Genomic DNA, 20,330 nt, shown 5'->3' on the forward strand with positions numbered 1-20,330 from the left:
ACCGGGTGCAGAGCGGACGTCCGGCCCGCCCCTGCGCCATTCGAAGGGACTTTGGCCCCGGGTGCGGCGGCTCGGCGCCCGGCCGCGGGACGGCTGGCAGTTTGAGGGCATCGGCCCTGCTTTTCGAAAGGCGCGCCATGCACGCACCCCCCACCGGAACCACCGGTACGCCCGCGCTCCCGCCCCAGCAGTCCGGTACGCCGCCCCGCGCGGCCGCGCAGGGCCCGGCGGCCGGCCCGAGCGCCCGGCGCCCGGCACCGCCGTGGTGGATGTGGTCGGTGGTCTGCGGGCTCTTCCTCGTCCACGCCACGCTCTCGCTGCGCCTGCACGAGCAGTTGCTCTCGAACAGCTTCGACCTGGCCATCTTCGAGCAGGGCGTCCGCTCCTACGCGCACGGCCACCTGCCCGTCTCCGAGGTCAAGGGGCCCGGGTTCCCCCTCCTCGGCGACCACTTCTCCCCGGTCCTGGCCCTGCTCGCGCCCTTCTACCGGCTGTGGCCCTCGCCGCGGACCCTGCTCGTCGCACAGGCCGCGCTGGTCGCGGTCAGCGCGCTGCCGCTGATGCGGTGGGCGCACAAGGCGCTGGGGACCGCCGCCGCCCTGGTGTTCGGGCTCTGCTACGGGCTCTCGTGGGGGATCGCGAGCGCGGTCGGCTTCGACTTCCACGAGTGGGCCTTCGCGGTCCCGCTGCTGGCCTGCTCGCTGTGCGCCCTCGGACAGGGGAGGCTGCGCGCGGCCGTGCTGTGGGCGCTGCCGATGCTGCTGGTGAAGGAGGACATGGGGCTCACGGTGGCCGTGATCGCCCTGCTGGCCGCCCGGAGTGCCGGCCCGGGACGGCGGCGGTGGCTCGGGATCGCCGCGGCCGCGGGCAGCGTCGGGTGCATGCTGCTGACGCTGCTCGTGGTGCTGCCGGCGTTCAACCCGGCCGGCTCGTACGCGTACACCGCCGACCTGGGCGGATTCCCGCCGGGCGCGGGCGGCGGCATCGGCCGTCTGCTGGAGAAGGCCACGGTCGGCCTGGTCACCCCCGAGACCAAGGTGGCGACCCTGGTGATGCTGCTGGCGCCGACCCTCTTCCTGGCGCTGCGCTCCCCGCTGGTCCTGGTGGCCGTTCCGACCGTGCTGTGGCGCGGGCTCTCGGAGGACTCGTCCCACTGGGGGACCGGCTTCCACTACTCGCTCACGCTGATGCCGATCGTGTTCGCCGCCTTCCTCGACGCCCTCCTGCGGCGCGGCACCACGCCCGCCGGGCTGCGCCGGTACCTGGCGGGGGCGGCCGGCGTGTGCCTGATGCTGCTGCCGGTGTACTCGCTCGGGCAACTGCTCAGGCCGGCCTTCTGGAAGACCGATCCGCGGGTCGCGGTGGCCCACCGCGTGCTGGACAGGATCCCGGACGGCGCCACCGTCCAGGCCTCGAACCACCTGGTGCCGCAGCTGGCCGACCGCACGAGCGTCAGCCTGTTCGGCTGGGGCGACAGCCGGCCCGATCCGCAGTGGGTCGTGGTCGACACCGCGGTGTCCCCGCAACTGCACTGGCCGCTCGACCCGATGCAGGAGCTGGTCGCCCTCTCCGACCTGCGGGCCTCGGGGTACCGGACGGTGGCCGAGGAGAACGGCTTCGTCCTGCTGACCCGGACCCGCTGACCGGCAGCGGCTTCAGGGCCCGGGAGCGGAGCGGGGCCGGCCGCGCGGCGGGATGGGCGCGGCCCCGCCCGGGAGCCGGCCGGCCTCGGACAGGGCGCGCCGCAGCAGGAACTCGATCTGGGCGTTCGCGCTGCGCAGCTCCTCGCCCGCCCAGCGGGCGAGGGCGTCGTACACCTGCGGGTCCAACCGGAGCAGGACCTGCTTGCGCGCCTGCCGGCCCGCCGCGCGCGCGGCGGACTCCCGCGGTGCGCGCTGCGGGCCGCCGGGCTCCTCGGCGCCGGTCCCGGCCTCGGAGGGGCTCACTGGTAGAGGGTCCCGGCGTTGACGACGGGCTGGGCCGCGCGGTCGCCGCACAGGACGACCATCAGGTTGGAGACCATGGCGGCCTTGCGCTCGGGGTCCAGATCCACGATGTCCTCCTCCGTCAGCCGGTTCAGGGCCAGTTCGACCATGCCCACCGCGCCCTCGACGATCTGCTTGCGGGCCGCCACCACCGCGCCGGCCTGCTGGCGCTGGAGCATCGCGGAGGCGATCTCCGGAGCGTACGCGAGGTGCGTGAAGCGGGACTCGATGATCCGCACACCGGCGGCCTCCACGCGCGCCTGGAGTTCGAGGGCGAGCTTCTCGGTGATCTCCTCGGCGTCGCCGCGCAGCGACAGGCCGCCCTCCTCGTGCGCGTCGTACGGGTACTCGATCGCGATGTGCCGGACCGCGGCCTCGGTCTGCGTCTCGACGAACTCGGTGAAGTCCTCCACCTCGAAGGAGGCGCGGGCGGTGTCCTCCACCCGCCACACCACGACCGCCGCCAGCTCGATCGGGTTGCCGTAGGCGTCGTTGACCTTCAGCACCGCCGTCTCGTGGTTGCGCACGCGGGTGGAGATCTTGGTGCGGGAGGTCAGCGGGTTGACCCAGCGCAGGCCGTCGGTGCGGACCGTGCCGCGGTAGCGGCCGAAGAGCTGGACGACGCGGGCCTCGCCCGGCGCCACCATGTTCAGCCCGCTCGTCGCCAGCACCGAGAGCAGGACCAGCAGGATGCCGGGGAGGATCAGCGCCACCCGGGCCCCCGCACCGTCTGCGGCGCTGCCCACCGCTATGACGGCCGCCCCGGCGACGGCCCCCGCCAGGCCGAGCAGCAGCGCCAGGCCGCCCCCGAGGCTGCGCGCGGGGAACTCCCGCACGCCCGTCACCGTGTCTGCCGCGTTCGTCATCGTCTGCCCCCGTTTCGATCGGCGCCCGCCGGTCGAGCACCTAGCAAAGTGATATCACTTTTTACGATGATCGCAACCCTATGGGCCCGCCGTGCGTCGGTTCCCTTGGTGTGGGTGCTGATTCTCACGTCCGAATTGACCGGTATTGGCCTTGGTTGGCCAACCTTTGCCACAACCTGCGGTGTTAGCTTTCTGAGCTGACGTCGGGGGGGAAACCGAGCGGAGCGGGAGCGATGGGCCGAGCAGAGGCGCGTAAAGCGCAGCAGCAGCGCAGTGCGCGGCGGGCGCCGCGCGGGCGCGCGACGGGGAAGGGGCGCGCGGGCAAGCGGACCGGCATACGCCGCTTCTTCACCTGGAAGACGATCCTCGGGACGTTCTTCGGGATGATCCTGCTCGGTGTGGCCGCCCTCGTGGGCCTCTACTTCTACGTGGACCCGCCGGACCCGAACGCCGAGGCGATCCAGCAGAGCAACGTCTACAAGTACGCCGACGGCTCGATCATGGCCCGCGACGGCAAGACGAACCGCGAGATCGTGGGCATCGACAAGATCCCGAAGGAAGTCCAGACGGCGTTCATCGCCATCGAGAACAAGTCCTTCTACAGCGACCGCGGAGTCGACTTCCTCGGCGTGGCCCGGGGCCTCGTCAAGACGGCCACCGGCCAGGGCAAGGCCGGCGGTTCGACCATCACCCAGCAGTACGTCAAGAACTTCTACCTGACGCAGGACCAGACCCCCACGCGCAAGCTCAAGGAACTGGTGATCTCCCTCAAGGTCGACCAGCGCATGGAGAAGGACGAGATCCTCGCGGGCTACCTCAACACCAGCTACTTCGGCCGCGGCGCGTACGGCATCCAGGCCGCCTCGCAGGCCTACTACGGCGTCAACTCCGACAAGCTGACCCTGGAACAGGGCGCCTACCTGGCGGCCCTCCTGCAGGCCCCGAGCGACTACGACTGGGCGACCGCCGGCCCGATCGGCAAGAAGCTCGTGATGATCCGCTTCAACGGCGTCCTCGACAACATGGTCGAGATGGGCGCGCTCGACAAGGCCAAGCGCGACACCCTGCATTTCCAGGAGCCCATCAAGCCCAAGGCCGCCCCCGGCCTGGAGGGCCAGAAGGGCTACCTGAAGCAGGCCGCCGACGCCGAGCTGCGCCGCCAGACCGGCATGAAGGCAGCCGAACTCCAGGCGGGCGGCTGGGAGATCACCCTCAACATCGACCCGAAGAAGCAGAAGGCCCTGGAGGACGCCGTCGAGGCCGAGCTGGAGTCCAAGCTCGACCGCAAGGAGCGGGCCGTCGACGCCTCCGTGCAGGCCGGTGCCACCTCCGTCGACCCGAAGACCGGCGCGATCGTCGCGATGTACGGCGGCACCGGCCTGTCCGACCACTGGGCCAGCAACGCCCTGCGCACGGACTTCCAGCCGGGCTCGACCTTCAAGCCCGTCGTGCTGGCCTCCGCGCTGGAGAACGGCTCCAAGACGCAGGACGGCAAGCCGATCACGCCGAACACGCTGTACGACGGCACCAGCAAGCGCCCCGTCGTCGGCAGCAAGATCCCGTTCAACCCGCAGAACCAGGACAACCGCAACTTCGGCAACCCGATGATCACCGTGCAGGAGGCCACCGACTTCTCGGTGAACTCCGTCTACGCCCAGATGATCGTCGACGTGAAGCCGGAGAACACCAAGAAGACGGCCCTCCAGCTCGGCATGAAGGACCGCGACGGCTGGCCCGAGGACAAGCCGGCCATGTCGCTCGGCACCATGAGCGCCAACACCGTGGAGATGGCCGGCGTCTACGCCACCTTCGACGCCCACGGCAAGAAGATCACCCCCTCGATCATCAAGAGCGCCACGCACCACGAGCGCGAGTTCAAGCCCGTCGAGGCCGTCGGCGGCCAGGCCATATCGCGCGAGACCGCCGACACCGTGACCAAGGTCCTCACCGGCGTGGTCAACGACGAGGGCGGCTCCGGCAACAAGGTCAAGAGCTCCGCCTACGAGGCCGCCGGCAAGACCGGCACCACCGAGTCCAACGTGGCCGGCTGGTTCACCGGGTACACCCCCGAACTCGTCACCGTCGTGGCGATCTTCGGTGAGGAGCCCGGCACCGCCAAGCAGGTCACCCTGACCGGTACCGCGGGCGGCGGCCGAGCCGGTGGCTCCAGCTTCCCCGCCGGCATCTGGAAGGCGTACACGCTGGCCGCGCTCAAGGGCGTCAAGACCGGCGAGTTCGACCTCTCCGAGGCCAACATGGGCCCGACGATGGCCCCGCCGCGCACCGCCTCCCCGTCGAGCTCCGCCAGCCAGGTCAGCCCGTCGCCGAGCGGCAGCCAGACCTCGCCCAGCCCGGACCCGAGCAAGGTCACGCCGGACCCGAGCAAGAGCACCGGCAAGCCCGGCCCGGACCCGTCCAAGAGCACGGGCAAGCCCGACCCGACCAAGAGCCCGAGCCCGCAGTTCCCGCCGCCGTTCAACCCGTAGGCAGGCCGCAACGGCCGCACCGCAGGAACGACACCGCCGCCCCGCAGCATCCGTGCTGCGGGGCGGCGGTGTTCCGTCCTGCGGGGCTCCACCCGCCAGCGGATCAGCGCCGGTCGGGCGACGGCGGCAGCGAGAGCTCGAACCAGACGACCTTGCCGCTGCTCAGCCGGGTCGCGCCCCAGCGGCGGGCCATCCGGTTGACCAGGAACAGCCCGCGGCCGCCCTCGTCGGTCTCCCGGGCCCGGCGCTGCCGCGGAAGCTGCGGGGAGTCGTCGCCGACCTCGCAGCGCAGCACCTCCGTCCGCAGCAGGCGCAGCGTCACCGGCCGCTCCGCGTACCGGACCGCGTTGGTGACCACCTCGCTGACCAGCAGCTCCACCGAGTCCTCGAGCTCCTCCAGGCCCCAGCGGCTCAGCGCCCGCCGGGCGAAGCGGCGCGCCCGGCCGGGGGCCGTCTCCTCCGGGTCGAGGAACCAGTACGCCACGTCGCTGGGCGCGATCCCGTCGAAGCGGGCCGCGAGCAGCGCGATGTCGTCGTCCCGGTCACCCGGGCCCAGCATGTCGAGCACGTCGTCGCACAGGGCCTCCAGCGGCGGAGGGTGGTCCAGGCCGGTCAGCTGCGCGGTGGTGGCCAGGCGCTCGCGGAGCTGCTCGATGCCCGTCCACACGTCCCGCAGCCGGGACTCCACCAGGCCGTCGGTGTACAGCAGCAGCGTCGCCCCGGCCGGGGCGTCCAGCTCCACGGCCTCGAAGTCCACGCCGCCGACGCCGATGGGCGCGCCCGGCGGCACCCGCAGCACCTCGGCGCGGCCGCCCAGGTGCAGCAGCACCGGCGGCGGGTGGCCGGCGTTGGCGATGGTGATCCGGTGCGAGACGGGGTCGTAGACCGCGTACAGGCAGGTGGCCATGCGGTCGGAGCCCAGGCGCTGCGCCTGCTCGTCCAGGTGGTGCAGGACCTCGGCCGGCGGCAGGTCCAGCTGGGCCAGGGTCTGCGCGGTCGTGCGCAGCTGGCCCATGATCGCGGCGGAGGTCATGGAGTGGCCCATGACGTCGCCGACGACCAGGGCGACGCGGCTGCCGGGCAGGGGTATGGCGTCGTACCAGTCGCCGCCGACCCGGGCCGTCTCGGCGGCCGGCAGGTAGCGGGAGGCCAGCCGCACGCCCGTGGGCTGCGGGAGGCTGTCGGGGAGCATGGTGCGCTGGAGCTCGTCGGCGATGTAGGCCTCGCGGCCGTACAGCACGGCCTTGTCGATGCCGAGCGCGGTGTGGGTGGCCAGCTGGGCGGCGACCAGCAGGTCGTTCTGCTCGAACGCGGGCCGCTCCGGGCTGCGCAGGAACACCGCCGCGCCGATCACCCGGCGGCGGCCGCGCAGCGGGGCGAGGATGGCCCGCCGGCCGCGGGGCAGCGGGTGCTCCTGGCCCAGCAGCTCCGGCAGCGCGTCCTGCGCGCCCGCGGCGGAGCCGAACACGGGCCGTACGCCTCGCAGCACCTCGGCGAGCGCCCCGCCGGGCAGGATCTCGCACAGCTCGGCGGCGGGCAGGTCGCCCTGCGGGCCGACCAGCGGCAGCTGGCTGAAGTCGAGTTCGCCGGCGCCCCCCGCGGCCCCGGCGCCCTCCGCTCCGGTCAGGTCGTCGATCGGCCGAAGCCGGTCGGTGCGGCGCAGCCTTAAAACGACCGGGCCGACGGGGCGTTCGTCGCCCACGGGCAGGGGGTCGCGCAGGTAGACGAGGATCGCGTCGGAGAAGGTCGGCACCGTGGCCCGGCACAGGCCGAGCACGATCTCGTCGAGGTCGATGCCCCGGGCGATGCGGCGGGTCGCCGCCCCGACGAAGCGCAGCCGGTCGCCCTCCCGGCGCGCGGCCGCCCCCTCGGGCCCCGGCGCGGCGGCGACGGGGCCGGAGCCCTCCGGGCCGGCGGCCGCGTCCTGGGCGTACTCCTCGCCGTCGTCGACCGCGCCCGCGGCGGGAGCCCCGGCGTCGGGCGCGGGGCCGGCGGCGGGCACGGCCGCGGGGGCTGCGGTGGCCGCGGCCGTGGAGCCGCCGGCGGATGCGTCGGTTCCGGCAGTGGCGGCCGCGCCCTCGGGAGCGCCCTGGCCCTCGTGGGTCCGGCCCGCGGGCAGCTCCGTGCCGCGGCCGGAGCCGCCGCCGGCGGCGCGGTGGCCGGCGCGGCGGGGGCGGCCCGCGGAGCCCGCGTTGCGGGCGGCCTCGGCGTCCCGGCCGCGGGCGGTGCGGCCGCGGCGCGGGCCGTCCTCCTGCGCCGCGGAGGCCGATTCGGTGCGGGGGCGCGGGAGCTCGGGGCCCGGGCCGGCGTCCGCGTGCGCGCGCGGCGGGTCCTCGCCGGACGCGGCCGTGCCGCGGACGGCCTCGGCGGCCGGCAGGGAAGCCTTGCCGTGGCCCAGCTCCTCCGTGCAGCGGCCGGAGCCGGACGCGCCGGACGCACCGGACGCACCGGCCTTCCCGTGGCCCCGCTCGCGCGCGTCGCCGCCGGAGGCAGCGGGCAGCCCGGGGCCGCCGTGGGCCGGTGTGGCGGCGGCCGCGGCAGGCTGCGGGCCCTCCTGCGAGGTGGGGTACTCCGTCACGCGTGGCATTCCGTCCGTTTGCGCTCGATGTGCGCTGCACTCAACTCGGTCAGTCGCGGTATACCCGCTCAGCGGCGGGGGCACCATCGCCCCGCGTTCCGCGTCCCGCTCGTTACCTCTCCCCCCGCTGACCCCCGGTCAAGTCCCGCATATCGCACGACATTTACGGCTGTGCAGTCGAGCGTGGCAGGCGCGCCCGCCCTTGCGGAGGGAGATATTACGGTTCAACCCCGGGGGCGCATCAAGGGTCTCATGAGGTCATATGCGCCGGGGTGCGGTCCCAGTCCTCGGGCAGGACCGGAACCTGCCATGCCGGATCGGGCCGCCAGTCCTGCCAGCCGTCGGAGTACGGAGTGCCCCAGGCCTTGATCACCTCCAGGGCGGCCCGTCCCGCCTCCTCCACGCGCCGCGCCTGCTCCGCGTCCATCAGGCCCGAGCGCTGCGCCTGCGCGAACTCGTCCTCGTCGCGCCACTTCCACGTACGGTCGGGGTACACGGAGATGTCCAGGAAGTGGTCGACGGAGTCGACGCCGCCCGCCCAGCGCGCCCGCGGCTCCTCGAGGTTGACGTACCAGTTCTTGAACCGCCAGCCGTGCTCCCAGAACAGCCACACCGACCACGGCTCCCCGGGCCGGGCCAGCTTCAGCACCCCCGCACCGAACCAGCGCGCGCGCACGGTGGTGCGCGGCGCGGTGTAGCGGGTCGCGAGCGGCTCCTCGTGCACGGGGGTGCCGTCGGCCAGCACCGGCTTGACGCACTCGGTGCCCGGCGCCATCCACACGGCCAGCAGGTCGTCGGTGTCCTGCACCACGGTGACCGGGCGGCAGATGTGGACCGCGCCCGTCAGGCCGGGGGCGTGGTCGCGGTAGCGCCAGAGGATCTGTTCCCCGGGCCGCCAGCGAGTGTCCTGTGCTCCGCCGCCCCCGCGGCCTGCCGTACCTGTCATGCGCAGATATTAGGGCTGCGGCCCTCGCGCCCGCTGCGGTGCAGGTCACGGAGGGTGTCCGGGGGCGGGAAACGACCGGATCCGGCCCCTGTCCGGAACCCGCCCGGAACCGATTTCAGGGCCGCGTCATCCGCAGCACGTCCAGGGCCTCGTCGAGCTGTTCCAGGGTCAGCTCGCCGCGGTCGACGTAGCCGGACTCCAGGACGACCTCCCTGATCGTCTTCCGCTCCGCGAGGGACCGCTTGGCGACCTTGGCCGCCTCCTCGTAGCCGATGTACCGGTTCAGCGGGGTCACCACGGAGGGGGAGGATTCGGCGTACTCCCTGGCCCGCGCCGCATTGGCGGTGATCCCGTCGACCGTGCGGTCGGCCAGCAGGCGGCTCGCGGCGCTCAGCAGCCGGATCGACTCGAGCAGGTTCCGGGCCATCACCGGGAGCATCACGTTGAGCTCGAAATTGCCCGCCGCACCCGCCACCGCGACCGCGGTGTCGTTCCCGGTCACCTGCGCCGCGATCATCAGCACGGCTTCCGGAATCACCGGATTGACCTTCCCGGGCATGATCGAGGAGCCCGGCTGCAGGTCGGGCAGATTGATTTCGGCCAATCCGGTGCGCGGTCCCGAGGCCATCCAGCGCAGGTCGTTGCAGATCTTGGTGAACGAGACCGCGATCGTACGCAGCATCCCCGAGGTCTCCACCAGCGCGTCCCGCGCCCCCTGGGCCTCGAAGTGGTTGCGCGCCTCGGTCAGCGGCAGCCCCGTGGCGGCGGCCACCTCGGCGATCACATCGGCCGAGAAACCGGCCGGGGTGTTGATGCCGGTGCCGACCGCCGTGCCGCCCAGCGGCAGTTCGGCGAGGCGCGGCAGCACCGACTCCAGCCGCTCGATCCCGTAGCGGACCTGGGCGGCGTACCCGCCGAACTCCTGGCCCAGGGTGACGGGTGTGGCGTCCATCAGGTGCGTCCGGCCGGCCTTGACCACCTCGGCGAACTCGGCGGCCTTGCGCTCCAGGGCCAGCTCCAGGTGGCGCAGGGCCGGGACGAGGTCGCGGGTGACGGCGGCGGTCGCCGCGATGTGGATGGAGGAGGGGAACACGTCGTTGGAGCTCTGCGAGGCGTTGACGTGGTCGTTGGGGTGCACCTCGCGGCCGAGCCGCTCGGCGGCCAGGGTGGCGATCACCTCGTTGGTGTTCATGTTGGACGAGGTCCCCGAGCCGGTCTGGAACACGTCCACCGGAAAGTGTTCGTCCCAGCGCCCCTCGGCCACCTCGGCGGCGGCCGCGGCGATCGCCTCGGCCGTCTCCCCGTCGAGGACGCCGAGGCGGGCGTTGACCCGCGCGGCCGCGGCCTTGATGTGCGCGAGCGCCTCGATGTGGGCGCGCTCCAGCCGCTGGCCCGAGAGCGGGAAGTTCTCCACCGCCCGCTGGGTCTGGGCCCGCCACTTGGCGTGGGCGGGCACCTTGACCTCGCCCATCGAGTCGTGCTCGATGCGGTGCGAGCCGGTGTCACCGCTGTGGTGCTGATCGTTCGTCATGTTCGCTGCCTCCTCAAAAAGTTGAGCAATCGTCTTGTTCGAAGTGTTCCCATCTCCCCTACCGACCAGTAAATACCCGGGGTAACACCGACATCGGGGAGGCGTGCATGACACGTGTGACCGGCAGACCCAGGCTCAGATGTACCGTCGCCGCGCTCGCGGCGGTCGCGGCCGCCCTCGGAGGCGTCACCGCCATCACCCCCATGGCCCAGGCGGCCACCGGCGCCGCCGTGGCCGGAACCGGCGCCCCCGCGGCCGCCGTGCCGCTGCCCCCGGAACTGGAGGCGATCCGCGCGGCCGAGGCCACCCGGATCTACGGCGACCCGGCCGTGCGCCCCCCGGCCGAGCGCAAGACCGGGCTGATCTCCCTCGGCGACAGCGAGATCTCCGGCGAGGGCGTCGGCACCTACGACCCCGCCACCAACACCTCCTCCAACCAGTGCCACCGCTCGCCCGACACGGCGATCCACCGCACCGGCATCCCGGCCGACCTCACCTTCAACGTCGCCTGCTCCGGCGCGTACACCGGCAACATCCGCATCGGCGGCAGCAAGCAGTACGCCGACGAGCTGGTGCAGAGCGACAACCTCGCCATCAAGGCCCGCAACACCCGGATCAAGATGGTGCTGCTCGTCGCCGGCGCCAACGACGACCTCCAGTTCGGCCCCGTCATGACCGACTGCGTCTCCCGCTGGGTGCTCGGCCAGGGCACCTGCGAGCCCAAGTACGCCCCCGGCTGGCAGGCCCGCGTCGACGGCCTGAAGCCCAAGGTGGAGGCCACCGTAGGGGACCTGAAGAAGGTCATGCGCGACGCAGGGTACGCCGACACCGACTACAAGCTCGTGGTCATGGGCTACCCCAGCCCCATCGGCCCCGACTTCTACGACAACCCGAACTTCCCCGGCAAGCTCCCCGGCGGCTGCGCCGGCTACGACTCCGACGCCACCTGGGGCCGCAACCAGGCCGTCCCGGCCTTCGAGAAGGGCCTGCGCGAGGCCGCACGCACCTCCGGGGCCCTGTTCCTGGACAACTCGCGGCTCTTCCACGGCCACGAGGTCTGCATGGAGGACGCCTGGGCGCGCGGGCTCTACCTGGACCTCGGCGACCACTTCCCGTGGGACGAGAACACCGCCCGGCAGTCCTTCCACCCCAACTACCGCGGGCACGGGGCGTTCGCGTCGTGCCTCACCCAGCTCTACGCCTCCGGGCTGCGCGAGGCCTCCTGTGCCGACCCCGCGAGCACCGGCACGCCCGTCCTGCAGGCCGGCGCCTGGGACGACCTGTACGCGCCGCTCGAGAACGAGGCCACCGGCAACTGCCTCGACGCCAGGGGCGGAGCCAGTGCGAACGGCACCGCCGCCCTGGGCTGGGACTGCCACGGCGGCCGCAACCAGGGCTGGTGGTACGACGCGGCCCGCTCCTCCGTGCACACCGAGCTCACCCACGACCGCTGCCTGGACGTCCCCGGGGCCGACTACGGCGCCGGCACCGGCCTGATCCTGTGGAACTGCCACGGCGGCGCCAACCAGACCTGGGTCCGCGACGGCGCCACCCTGCGGCCCGCCGCCGCCCGGGGCATGTGCCTGACCGTGGCCTCCGCGCACGAGCAGGCCCGCCTCCAGCCCTGCAACGGCTCGCCGAACCAGCGCTTCGCCTGACTCCCGCGCACCGCACCATCCGCCCCGCCCCCAGGGCCGCTCCGCCGCGGCCGAAGCCCCCACACCCGGCCGGTGCCCCGGCCGGGTGTCCTGCCGTTCGGGGCCGGTCCGGGCCGACGGCCGGGTCGCCCTTCCCCGTCCGGGCCCGCGCCCCGGCCTCAGTCGCGGTGCGCGGCGGCGGGCGTGGCGCTGCTCCCGAAGCCGTCCGGCAGCGGGGGAAGCGCGGCCGGGGTCACGGCGAAGCCGCCCTTGACGACCGTGGTGAAGGGCGCCGGCGCCATGCAGGTGCCCACCGTCGCCTTCGCGACGTCGCCCTCGCCGTCGGTGTGCGGGGGGTCGAGGTTGGCGATGCCCCAGGAGAAGCCCAGCCGGTCGGGCTCGCCGTGGCGGCCGTCCTGCACGCTGATCCCGATGCGCTTGCCGACGTCGCCGATGTTGGACTTCGTCACGATCGCGGTGAGCGTCGCGGTCCGGCCGCCGGTCACCAGGCAGTCCACCTCCGCCTCGGAGGTGCCGACGCCGCGGCCGGGGACGGAGTGGTACACGGTCACCTTGCCACGGGCGTCGACGGGCGAGCCCTTCGCGCCTTGCGGGCCCGGGAAGGGCCGGGTGAAGGGGGCCGCCTCGGCATCGACCGTGAACCGGATGTCGTTGTCGGCGGGGGCGTAGTCGTAGCGCACGGCCGCGGCCCCGTGCACGGCCGCGGCGGCGGGCTTCTGCGCGGCGGGCGCGCCGGAGGCCCCCGCCACTACGGTGGCCAGCGCGACGAGGGCGGCGCCCCCGGCGCACAGGGTGACGCGCTTCGTGCCGGTGCTCGTGCCGGTGCTGGTGTCCATCATGAACTCCCGGGTCGGATCGGGTGGTTGTCGACACCCCCCACCCTCGCCGGGGCCCCGCCCCCGGGACATCTGCCGATCGGCCGGACCTCGCGGCCCCCGCCTCCCCCGAACGGCAGACGCACCCGCGCCCCCTAGAGCCCGTCGAGGTACTCCCGCACCTGCCGGGGCCGGTTCGTGATCAGCGTGTCCACGCCGAGGCGCAGGCACAGCTCCACGTCCGCGATCTCGTCGACGGTCCAGACGCGGACCCGCAGCCCCTTGGCCTTCAGCCGCGCCACCAGCCCCGGGTCCCTGCGGACGAGCTCGATGCCCGGGCCGGCGTGGCCCGCGAAGGGCGGCCGCGGCGGGCGCAGGCTCCGCTCGATCAGGTACACCGCGGGCAGCCCGGGCGCCAGCCGGTTCAGCCGGACCAGCGCGTTGCGGGAGAAGCTCATCACCTCGACGCGGCCGTCGGAGCCGTCGGCGAGCCCGTGGTCCTTCAGGACCCGCACCAGCTCGGCCTCCAGGCGGCCGCCGGCGCGGGTGGGGTGCTTCGTCTCCACGGCCAGGCCCACGGGCCGGTCCGCGGCCAGCGCCTCCTTGAGCAGGTCCTCGAACAGCAGCACCTGCGCGCCCCGGTGCTCCTCGCCCTTCCACCGGCCGAAGTCGAACGCGGCGAGCTGCTCGTAGGTGAGGGCGGAGACCACGCCGCGCCCGTCGGAGGTCCGCTCCACGGTCCGGTCGTGCACGCACACCAGCCGCCCGTCGGCACTCAGCCGCACATCGCACTCCAGCGCGTCGGCGCCGTCGGCGATGGCCTGCCGGTACGCGGCGAGGGTGTGCTCGGGGTGGTCGTGGGAGGCGCCGCGATGAGCGATGACCCGCACGTCGCGCGCGGTGGGGAACAGCAGCTCTGTCATGCCCCAGACGTTAACCGGCTGCGGTGGAGGCGCCGATACCGCATCCTCCACGGATGGCCGAACTCTTCGTGACATCCCCCTGCGAACCGTGCGGGTCCTGCCGCTCCGAGGCGTGGCAGGTCGTCGTGGACGGCCGGCTGCGGTGGGAGCAGCAGGAGTACTGCACCGCCGAGGGGCACGCGTACCAGGCCTGCGGCGGCGGCTGGGGCCCGCCGCCGCCCCGGATCCGCGAGCGGATCCTCGCCGGGGAGGGCGCCGTGCGCCTCGCCGTCGGCGGGCCGGACGGCGTCCCGCTCGCCGCCGTCCGCGAGCTGTACGGGCTCACCCTTCCTCAGTTGCGCGACGCGCGGGCGTACGGCATCGACGCCACGCCGGTCGAGGCGCAGTGGCTGGGCCGGATGCGGGACGGGGCCCGGGGGTGATCACCCCCGGGCCCCGTGCGGGCAGCGCCGGTGCCGGCCGCCGACGAGCGCCGCTTACGCCAGGCCCGGCCCGCGGACCGGGATGTGGGTGAAGGTCGGCTCCGGAGCCGGGTTCTGGAAGAAGTCGTTGCCCTTGTCGTCGACGACGATGAAGGCCGGGAAGTCCTCCACCTCGATCTTCCAGACGGCCTCCATGCCGAGCTCCTCGTACTCCAGGACCTCGACCTTCTTGATGCAGTCCTGCGCCAGGCGGGCCGCCGGGCCGCCGATCGAGCCGAGGTAGAAGCCGCCGTGCGTGCCGCAGGCGTCCGTGACCTGCTGCGAGCGGTTGCCCTTGGCCAGCATGACCTTGGAGCCGCCCGCCGCCTGGAACTGCTCGACGTAGCTGTCCATGCGTCCGGCCGTGGTCGGGCCGAAGGAGCCCGAGGCGTAGCCCTCGGGGGTCTTGGCCGGGCCGGCGTAGTACACCGGGTGGTCCTTCAGGTACTGCGGCATGTCCTCGCCCGCGTCCAGCCGCTCCTTGATCTTGGCGTGCGCGATGTCGCGCGCCACGACCAGCGGGCCGGTCAGGGACAGGCGGGTCTTGACCGGGTGCTTGGTCAGCGTCGCCAGGATCTCGTCCATCGGCTGGTTGAGGTCGATGGAGACCACGTCGGAGGACTCGGCCAGCTGCTCGTCGGTGGTGTCCGGCAGGAAGCGGGCCGGGTCGCGCTCCAGCTGCTCCAGGAAGACGCCCTCGGCGGTGATCTTCGCGACCGCCTGGCGGTCGGCGGAGCAGGAGACCGCGATCGCGACCGGGAGGGACGCGCCGTGGCGGGGGAGGCGGACGACGCGGACGTCGTGGCAGAAGTACTTGCCGCCGAACTGGGCGCCGATGCCGATCTTCTGCGTCAGCTCGAAGACCTGCTGCTCCAGGGCCTCGTCGCGGAAGCCGTGGCCGAGGGCGGAGCCCTCGCGGGGCAGCTCGTCCAGGTAGTGGGCGGAGGCGTACTTGGCGGTCTTCAGCGCGTGCTCCGCCGAGGTGCCGCCGACGACGATCGCCAGGTGGTACGGCGGGCAGGCCGCCGTGCCGAGCGAGCGGATCTTCTCCTCCAGGAACTTCATCATGGAGGCCTCGTTGAGGACCGCCTTGGTCTCCTGGTACAGGAACGACTTGTTGGCCGAGCCGCCGCCCTTGGCCATGAAGAGGAACTTGTACGCGCCGCCGTCGGTCGCGTACAGCTCGATCTGCGCGGGCAGGTTCGAGCCGGTGTTCTTCTCCTCCCACATCGTCAGCGGGGCCATCTGCGAGTAGCGCAGGTTCAGCTTCGTGTACGCGTCGTAGATGCCGCGGGAGAGGGCCTCCTCGTCACCGCCGGCGGTGAGCACGTTCTGCCCGCGCTTGCCCATGACGATGGCCGTGCCCGTGTCCTGGCACATCGGCAGGACGCCGGCCGCCGCGATGTTCGCGTTCTTCAGCAGGTCCAGGGCGACGAACTTGTCGTTCGAGGAGGCCTCGGGGTCGTCGATGATCCGGCGCAGCTGCGCGAGGTGCGCCGGGCGCAGGAAGTGCTGGATGTCGTGGATGGCCTCTTCGGCGAGCTTGCGCAGCGCCTCCGGCTCGACCTTGAGGAACGTACGGCCGTCGGCCTCGAAGGTCGAGACGCCCTCGGAGGTCACCAGCCGGTAGGGGGTGGTGTCCTCGCCCAAGGGCAGCAGGTCGGTGTACGCAAACTCTGGCATGACGGCAGTCATCCTCTACTCGGGCAGACAGCGCTGACGACCAATTGGCAGCGCGGTCATCCAGCCTAGGACCTCGCCGGGGCGCTGTGTCTGTGAGGTAAGGCTCACCGCCGACTATCGCGATCTATCGTGTCTCGCTATGCTGGCGGGCGTGGACCTGGAAAAGCACCCTGCAACCCCTGCTGCCGCCCCTGCGGATGCCGCCTCCGCCGCGTCCGCTGATGCCGCGGCGCCGGCCCCCGCGCTGCGCGCCTCCGACGCCGACCGCGACCGGATCGCGCAGATCCTGGCCGACTCCCTCGCCGAGGGCCGGCTGACCGCGCAGGAGCACTCCGAGCGGCTGGACGCGCTGTACGCCGTGAAGACGGTCGCCGAGCTGGACCTGCTGGTACGGGACCTGCCCGCGCCCGGCGGCCCCCACGCCGCCGCGGCGCCCGCGTACGCGCCCGGCCCCGCCCCGAGCGGCCCCGCCGGCCTGCCCGCCGCCCCCGAGGCGGTCGTCGCCGTGTGCAGCAGCTCGGCGCGCAAGGGCCGCTGGCGGCCGGGCCCCCGGACCCGCGCGGTCTCCGTCCTCGGCGACATCACCCTCGACCTCACCGAGGCCGTCTTCGAGCAGCAGGTCACCGAGATCGACGTGACCTGCGTGCTGGGGAACGTGGAGGTCCTGGTCCCGGAAAACGTCACCTTGCGCGGTCACGGCAGCGGTGTCCTCGGGAACTTCGAGGTGCACGGCGAGGGGCGGCCCGGCGTCGACCCCCACGCCCCGGTGGTGATCATCCGCGGCTTCGCCCTGCTCGGCAACATCGAGGCCCGGCCCAGGCCCGGCTCCCGCCTGGTCGACCTGGCGCTGAAGCTGCGGGGACGCCCGCAGCGCTAGCCGGCCGGCGGGGGGACGGCTGGATTCCGCGTCGTATTTCGGTCGACTTCTCCTGGGGCGGCGCGGGCGCGGTACCCAGTGCATAGGGGCGCGCACAGCGGGTAGGGACAGCTGCATCGTCTCTCGCTTGCGTATCCGTCGTCAGGAGTAGACCGTGCAGCATCCGCCGCATCAGTCCCTGCAGGTAGCCGCCGTACAGACCCTTCAGGCGCGGCCGGCCGCCGCCCCCGTGCCGAAGCCGCTGGCGCCGGCGAGGGAAGAGGACGGCCCATGGCACGCCGAGGCGGTGTGCCGCCGGGACGAGGCGGGGCTGTTCTTCGCCCCCTCCAAGGAGCCGACCGCGGCGAGGCTCTCGCGGGAGGAGGCCGCCAAGCGCGTGTGCGCGCGCTGCCCCGTCATGGTCGCCTGCCGCGAGCACGCCCTGCTCCAGCCCGAGCCGTACGGGGTCTGGGGCGGCCTGACCGCGGCCGAGCGCCGCGTGGTGCTGGCCCGCCGCCGGCGCCGGGCGGCGGAGCTGCGCCAGGCGCCGGCCGCCGGAACGATAGCCGCCGCGGGCTGAGGCCCGTACGCAGGCGCGCGAGAGGGGCGGTCCCGCCGCACACGGGAACCGCCCCTCTCGCTGTGCCGGCGCGCGCTGCCGGCCGGGTGCGCTCGTACCGACTGCCGCGCCTACTGCGCCCGGTCGAAGTCGATGGCGCTGTACGCGCGCAGCTTCGACAGGCGGTGCGTGGAGTCGATCTGCCGGATCGTGCCGGACTTCGAGCGCATGACCAGGGAGGACGTCGTCGCGGTCTCGGAGCGGTAGTGGACGCCGCGCAGCAGCTCGCCGTCCGTGATGCCCGTGGCGACGAAGAAGACGTTCTCGCCGGAGACCAGGTCGTTGGTGGTCAGGACGCGGTCGAGGTCGTGGCCCGCGTCGATGGCCTTCTGCCGCTCGGCCTCGTCCTTCGGCCACAGCTTGCCCTGGATGACACCGCCCAGGCACTTGATGGCGCAGGCCGAGATGATGCCCTCGGGGGTGCCGCCGATGCCCATGAGCAGGTCCACGCCGGTGCCCTCGCGCACCGCCATGACCGAGCCGGCGACGTCGCCGTCGGAGATGAACTTGATCCGGGCGCCCGTCTCGCGGATCTCCTTGACGATGCCCTCGTGGCGGGGGCGGTCCAGGATGACGACGGTGACGTCCTCCACGGCCATGTTCTTGGCCTTGGCGACGCGGCGGATGTTGACCGAGACCGGGGCGTTGATGTCGACGAAGTCGGCGGCCTCCGGGCCGGTGACCAGCTTCTCCATGTAGAAGACCGCGGACGGGTCGAACATGGTGCCGCGGTCGGCGGCGGCCAGGACGGCGATCGCGTTCGGCATGCCCTTGGCGTTCAGGGTGGTGCCGTCGATCGGGTCCACGGCGATGTCGACCTCGGCGCCGGTGCCGTCGCCGACCCGCTCGCCGTTGAAGAGCATGGGGGCTTCGTCCTTCTCGCCCTCGCCGATGACGACGACGCCGTTCATCGAGACGGTGGAGATCAGGGTGCGCATGGCGTTGACCGCGGCGCCGTCGGCGCCGAGCTTGTCACCGCGTCCGACCCAGCGGCCCGCGGCCATGGCTGCGGCCTCGGTCACCCGGACGAGCTCCAGGGCGAGGTTGCGGTCGGGGGCCTCGGGAGAGACTTCGAGCTGGGGCGGCAGGTTGTGCTCGGACATCGGAGCGCACCTTTCTGTACGACGACGGCCGGGAAGGTGAGGGTGCTGGAACTCTATCGCTACGTCGACAAACTGAGCAGGGCGGGTCACGTATGAGCGGATTATCGGTCAGGCGTTTGGCCTGAGCGGACGTCTTGCGGGGACCGCGGGGCGCGGCGCCCACCCCGGCGGTGATCGCGTCCGGCGATGGGGGACGATGGTGGCGTGGCAGGTATGAAGGGCAAGCAGACGGTCTGGGACATGGTCCGGTCGCTGGCGGTGATCGGTGTCGTCGTGGCGGGGATCTACATCTTCGTCCCCCATGACGAGAAGGCCGATCCGACACACGTGGTCGACTACCGGGTGGAGACGCTGACGGCCCGGCGCGCGGCGCCGTACCCGGTCGCGGCCCCGGCGGGGCTGGACGCGCAGTGGCGGGCGACCTCGGTGACCTTCGACCGGAAGTCGGCCAACGCCTGGCACCTGGGCTTCCTGGACCCCGAGGGCCAGTACGTGGCGATCGAGCAGTCCAGCGACGTCTCGCCCGGGTACCTGGAGAAGGTCACCCAGCGGGCGAAGGCCACCGGGCAGACGCAGCAGGTCGGCGGCGCGTCCTGGGAGCGCTGGGAGGGCGAGAAGTACGACGCCCTGGTCCGGCAGGAGCAGGGCCACGTCACGGTGGTGACCGGAACGGCCCCCTTCGAGGGCCTCGGCGCGATGGCGGCGGCCCTGGAGTTCAAGCAGGGGCAGTAGCCGCCGGACCGGTCGTGCCGTACGCCGTCGAGAACGCGTGAAAGGCCGCCCGCCCCGGGAGCCGGGGCGGGCGGCCTTTCACGCAGGGCGGGCGGCGGGGCGTGCCGGCTCAGACGGTGGTGATGACCTCGTCGAAGCCCAGGCGCGGGCCGCGGGGGTGCCAGGCGTTCTCGCCCGGCTTGCCGATGTTGACGACCATCAGCGGGGTGTGGTCGTCGTCCAGGAACTCCTTCTGGACGCCGGCGAAGTCCACGCCGCCCATCGGGCCGGCCGCCAGGCCGGCGGCGCGCACGCCGACGATGAAGTACGCGGCCTGCATGGCGGCGTTCATCAGCGCGGAGGCCTCGCGGGCCGGGCGCTCGCTGAAGAAGACGTCCTTGGCCTGCGGGAAGTGCGGCAGCAGGGTCGGCAGCTCCTCGTGGAACTCGTTGTCCGCGGAGAGGATCGCCACGAGCGGCGCGGCGGCCGTCTTCTCCTGGTTGCCCTCCATCATCAGGTTCACCAGGCGCTCGCGGGCCTCGGGAGAGCGGACCAGGGTGATGCGCAGCGGAGTCGAGTTGAAGGCGGTGGGGCCGTACTTGACCAGGTCGTAGATCGCCTGGACCTGCTCCTCGGTCACCGGCTCGTCCGAGAACGTGTTGGCGGTGCGGGCCTCGCGGAACAGCAGGTCCTGGGCGGCGGAGTCAAGAACGAGGGACATCGGAAAGGCCTTCTTCCATGCGGAGAGGTGAAGCGTCGTCCCGACTCTAGGGCGGATTTAGTCGAATTTTCAACTAAATCTGGCCACGAGTGGCGCGGATCACGCTTCACGCCCGGCGCCCCTGTCTCAGGCGTCCCCCGAGCCCCGGTCGTCCCGCTCGCCGCGCTCGTCCGCCCCGGCCTCGCGGGCCGCGAGCGCCGAGTCCAGACGGGCCCGCGCCCCCTCCAACCAGCGGCGACAGACCTGCGCGAGTTCCTCGCCCCGCTCCCAGAGCGCGAGCGACTCCTCCAGGGAGGTGCCGCCGGCCTCCAGCCTGCGGACGACCTCGATGAGCTCGTCGCGCGCCTGCTCGTACCCCAACGAGGTATCGGTTTCAGTCATTCCCGCT

Annotated in this window: 18 protein-coding genes; 7 read left to right on the forward strand and 11 right to left on the reverse strand. The window is 72.9% G+C overall.

Going from position 1 to position 20,330, the window contains the following annotated elements; translation table 11 throughout:
- Positions 1–137 precede the first annotated feature (137 nt).
- Positions 138–1,643, forward strand: coding sequence for a DUF2079 domain-containing protein (locus AB0953_RS08665; protein ID WP_366858680.1), 1,506 nt, complete (start codon positions 138–140; stop codon positions 1,641–1,643).
- Between the two features lie 12 nt (positions 1,644–1,655).
- Here AB0953_RS08665 and AB0953_RS08670 read toward each other — a convergent pair whose 3' ends face one another.
- The gene (locus AB0953_RS08670) at positions 1,656–1,946 is read right to left on the reverse strand and encodes a hypothetical protein (protein ID WP_366858681.1); all 291 of its coding nucleotides are present in this window, start codon (positions 1,944–1,946) and stop codon (positions 1,656–1,658) included.
- Positions 1,943–2,851: an SPFH domain-containing protein gene (locus tag AB0953_RS08675; RefSeq protein ID WP_366858682.1), complete on the reverse strand. Its 909-nt coding sequence runs from the start codon at positions 2,849–2,851 to the stop codon at positions 1,943–1,945. The genes AB0953_RS08670 and AB0953_RS08675 overlap by 4 nt, the downstream gene beginning before the upstream one ends.
- Positions 2,852–3,084: 233 nt before the next feature.
- On the opposite strand from AB0953_RS08675, the gene AB0953_RS08680 reads away from it, so the two are divergent.
- On the forward strand, positions 3,085–5,337 hold the full coding sequence (locus AB0953_RS08680; protein ID WP_366858683.1) for a transglycosylase domain-containing protein: 2,253 nt from the start codon (positions 3,085–3,087) through the stop codon (positions 5,335–5,337).
- A gap of 103 nt (positions 5,338–5,440) precedes the next feature.
- Here AB0953_RS08680 and AB0953_RS08685 read toward each other — a convergent pair whose 3' ends face one another.
- The 3 genes from AB0953_RS08685 to AB0953_RS08695 all read right to left on the reverse strand — a co-directional run bounded on the left by AB0953_RS08685 (position 5,441) and on the right by AB0953_RS08695 (position 10,392).
- The gene (locus AB0953_RS08685; RefSeq protein WP_366858933.1) at positions 5,441–7,339 is read right to left on the reverse strand and encodes a SpoIIE family protein phosphatase; all 1,899 of its coding nucleotides are present in this window, start codon (positions 7,337–7,339) and stop codon (positions 5,441–5,443) included.
- 826 nt (positions 7,340–8,165) lie between these two features.
- Positions 8,166–8,861: a DUF402 domain-containing protein gene (locus AB0953_RS08690; protein ID WP_366858684.1), complete on the reverse strand. Its 696-nt coding sequence runs from the start codon at positions 8,859–8,861 to the stop codon at positions 8,166–8,168.
- A gap of 115 nt (positions 8,862–8,976) precedes the next feature.
- Complete coding sequence (locus AB0953_RS08695; RefSeq protein WP_366858685.1) at positions 8,977–10,392, reverse strand: class II fumarate hydratase; 1,416 nt, start codon at positions 10,390–10,392, stop codon at positions 8,977–8,979.
- Positions 10,393–10,499: 107 nt separating this feature from the next.
- On the opposite strand from AB0953_RS08695, the gene AB0953_RS08700 reads away from it, so the two are divergent.
- Positions 10,500–12,050: a ricin-type beta-trefoil lectin domain protein gene (locus tag AB0953_RS08700; RefSeq protein ID WP_366858686.1), complete on the forward strand. Its 1,551-nt coding sequence runs from the start codon at positions 10,500–10,502 to the stop codon at positions 12,048–12,050.
- Between the two features lie 158 nt (positions 12,051–12,208).
- On the opposite strand, the gene AB0953_RS08705 is transcribed toward AB0953_RS08700, so the two are convergent.
- Together AB0953_RS08705 and AB0953_RS08710 are read right to left on the reverse strand one after the other, a co-directional pair.
- A complete protein-coding gene (locus AB0953_RS08705; RefSeq protein ID WP_366858687.1) occupies positions 12,209–12,886 on the reverse strand; it encodes a hypothetical protein in 678 nt (225 codons plus the stop codon).
- 134 nt (positions 12,887–13,020) lie between these two features.
- Positions 13,021–13,788, reverse strand: coding sequence for a glycerophosphodiester phosphodiesterase family protein (locus AB0953_RS08710; RefSeq protein ID WP_366858688.1), 768 nt, complete (start codon positions 13,786–13,788; stop codon positions 13,021–13,023).
- A 53-nt stretch (positions 13,789–13,841) separates the two neighbouring features.
- Between AB0953_RS08710 and AB0953_RS08715 the strand changes: the two genes are divergently transcribed.
- Positions 13,842–14,210 (forward strand): hypothetical protein, encoded by a 369-nt coding sequence (locus tag AB0953_RS08715; protein WP_366858689.1) that lies wholly within the window; start codon positions 13,842–13,844, stop codon positions 14,208–14,210.
- A 54-nt stretch (positions 14,211–14,264) separates the two neighbouring features.
- On the opposite strand, the gene AB0953_RS08720 is transcribed toward AB0953_RS08715, so the two are convergent.
- On the reverse strand, positions 14,265–15,932 hold the full coding sequence (locus AB0953_RS08720; RefSeq protein WP_366858690.1) for a fumarate hydratase: 1,668 nt from the start codon (positions 15,930–15,932) through the stop codon (positions 14,265–14,267).
- 151 nt (positions 15,933–16,083) lie between these two features.
- On the opposite strand from AB0953_RS08720, the gene AB0953_RS08725 reads away from it, so the two are divergent.
- A complete protein-coding gene (locus AB0953_RS08725) occupies positions 16,084–16,809 on the forward strand; it encodes a DUF1707 domain-containing protein (protein WP_366858691.1) in 726 nt (241 codons plus the stop codon).
- A gap of 229 nt (positions 16,810–17,038) precedes the next feature.
- Positions 17,039–17,368, forward strand: coding sequence for a WhiB family transcriptional regulator (locus AB0953_RS08730; protein WP_366858934.1), 330 nt, complete (start codon positions 17,039–17,041; stop codon positions 17,366–17,368).
- Between the two features lie 110 nt (positions 17,369–17,478).
- Here the strand turns inward: AB0953_RS08730 and glpX are convergent, their stop codons facing one another.
- Entirely contained in the window at positions 17,479–18,510 is a 1,032-nt protein-coding gene (glpX, locus tag AB0953_RS08735; RefSeq protein ID WP_366858692.1) for a class II fructose-bisphosphatase, read from the reverse strand.
- 213 nt (positions 18,511–18,723) lie between these two features.
- On the opposite strand from glpX, the gene AB0953_RS08740 reads away from it, so the two are divergent.
- Entirely contained in the window at positions 18,724–19,242 is a 519-nt protein-coding gene (locus tag AB0953_RS08740) for a DUF4245 domain-containing protein (protein ID WP_366858935.1), read from the forward strand.
- A 109-nt stretch (positions 19,243–19,351) separates the two neighbouring features.
- Here AB0953_RS08740 and AB0953_RS08745 read toward each other — a convergent pair whose 3' ends face one another.
- Positions 19,352–19,942, reverse strand: coding sequence for a malonic semialdehyde reductase (locus AB0953_RS08745; RefSeq protein ID WP_366858693.1), 591 nt, complete (start codon positions 19,940–19,942; stop codon positions 19,352–19,354).
- A gap of 126 nt (positions 19,943–20,068) precedes the next feature.
- Positions 20,069–20,323, reverse strand: a complete 255-nt coding sequence (locus AB0953_RS08750) for an exodeoxyribonuclease VII small subunit (RefSeq protein WP_366858694.1) — start codon at positions 20,321–20,323, stop codon at positions 20,069–20,071.
- Positions 20,324–20,330: the final 7 nt, after the last annotated feature.

The sequence above is a fragment of the Streptomyces sp. NPDC046866 genome, from assembly GCF_040704625.1.
Taxonomy (GTDB): Bacteria; Actinomycetota; Actinomycetes; order Streptomycetales; family Streptomycetaceae; genus Streptomyces.

Bases quoted from the DNA above. Each gene is read 5' to 3' on its own strand.
- AB0953_RS08715 (WP_366858689.1), top strand. From the start codon at position 13,842: ATGGCCGAACTCTTCGTGACATCCCCCTGCGAACCGTGCGGGTCCTGC.
- AB0953_RS08745 (WP_366858693.1), bottom strand. From the start codon at position 19,942: ATGTCCCTCGTTCTTGACTCCGCCGCCCAGGACCTGCTGTTCCGCGAG.
- AB0953_RS08710 (WP_366858688.1), bottom strand. From the start codon at position 13,788: ATGACAGAGCTGCTGTTCCCCACCGCGCGCGACGTGCGGGTCATCGCT.
- AB0953_RS08665 (WP_366858680.1), top strand. From the start codon at position 138: ATGCACGCACCCCCCACCGGAACCACCGGTACGCCCGCGCTCCCGCCC.
- AB0953_RS08720 (WP_366858690.1), bottom strand. From the start codon at position 15,932: ATGCCAGAGTTTGCGTACACCGACCTGCTGCCCTTGGGCGAGGACACC.
- AB0953_RS08705 (WP_366858687.1), bottom strand. From the start codon at position 12,886: ATGGACACCAGCACCGGCACGAGCACCGGCACGAAGCGCGTCACCCTG.
- AB0953_RS08695 (WP_366858685.1), bottom strand. From the start codon at position 10,392: ATGACGAACGATCAGCACCACAGCGGTGACACCGGCTCGCACCGCATC.
- AB0953_RS08690 (WP_366858684.1), bottom strand. From the start codon at position 8,861: ATGACAGGTACGGCAGGCCGCGGGGGCGGCGGAGCACAGGACACTCGC.
- glpX (WP_366858692.1), bottom strand. From the start codon at position 18,510: ATGTCCGAGCACAACCTGCCGCCCCAGCTCGAAGTCTCTCCCGAGGCC.
- AB0953_RS08740 (WP_366858935.1), top strand. From the start codon at position 18,724: ATGAAGGGCAAGCAGACGGTCTGGGACATGGTCCGGTCGCTGGCGGTG.
- AB0953_RS08750 (WP_366858694.1), bottom strand. From the start codon at position 20,323: ATGACTGAAACCGATACCTCGTTGGGGTACGAGCAGGCGCGCGACGAG.
- AB0953_RS08700 (WP_366858686.1), top strand. From the start codon at position 10,500: ATGACACGTGTGACCGGCAGACCCAGGCTCAGATGTACCGTCGCCGCG.
- AB0953_RS08680 (WP_366858683.1), top strand. From the start codon at position 3,085: ATGGGCCGAGCAGAGGCGCGTAAAGCGCAGCAGCAGCGCAGTGCGCGG.
- AB0953_RS08675 (WP_366858682.1), bottom strand. From the start codon at position 2,851: ATGACGAACGCGGCAGACACGGTGACGGGCGTGCGGGAGTTCCCCGCG.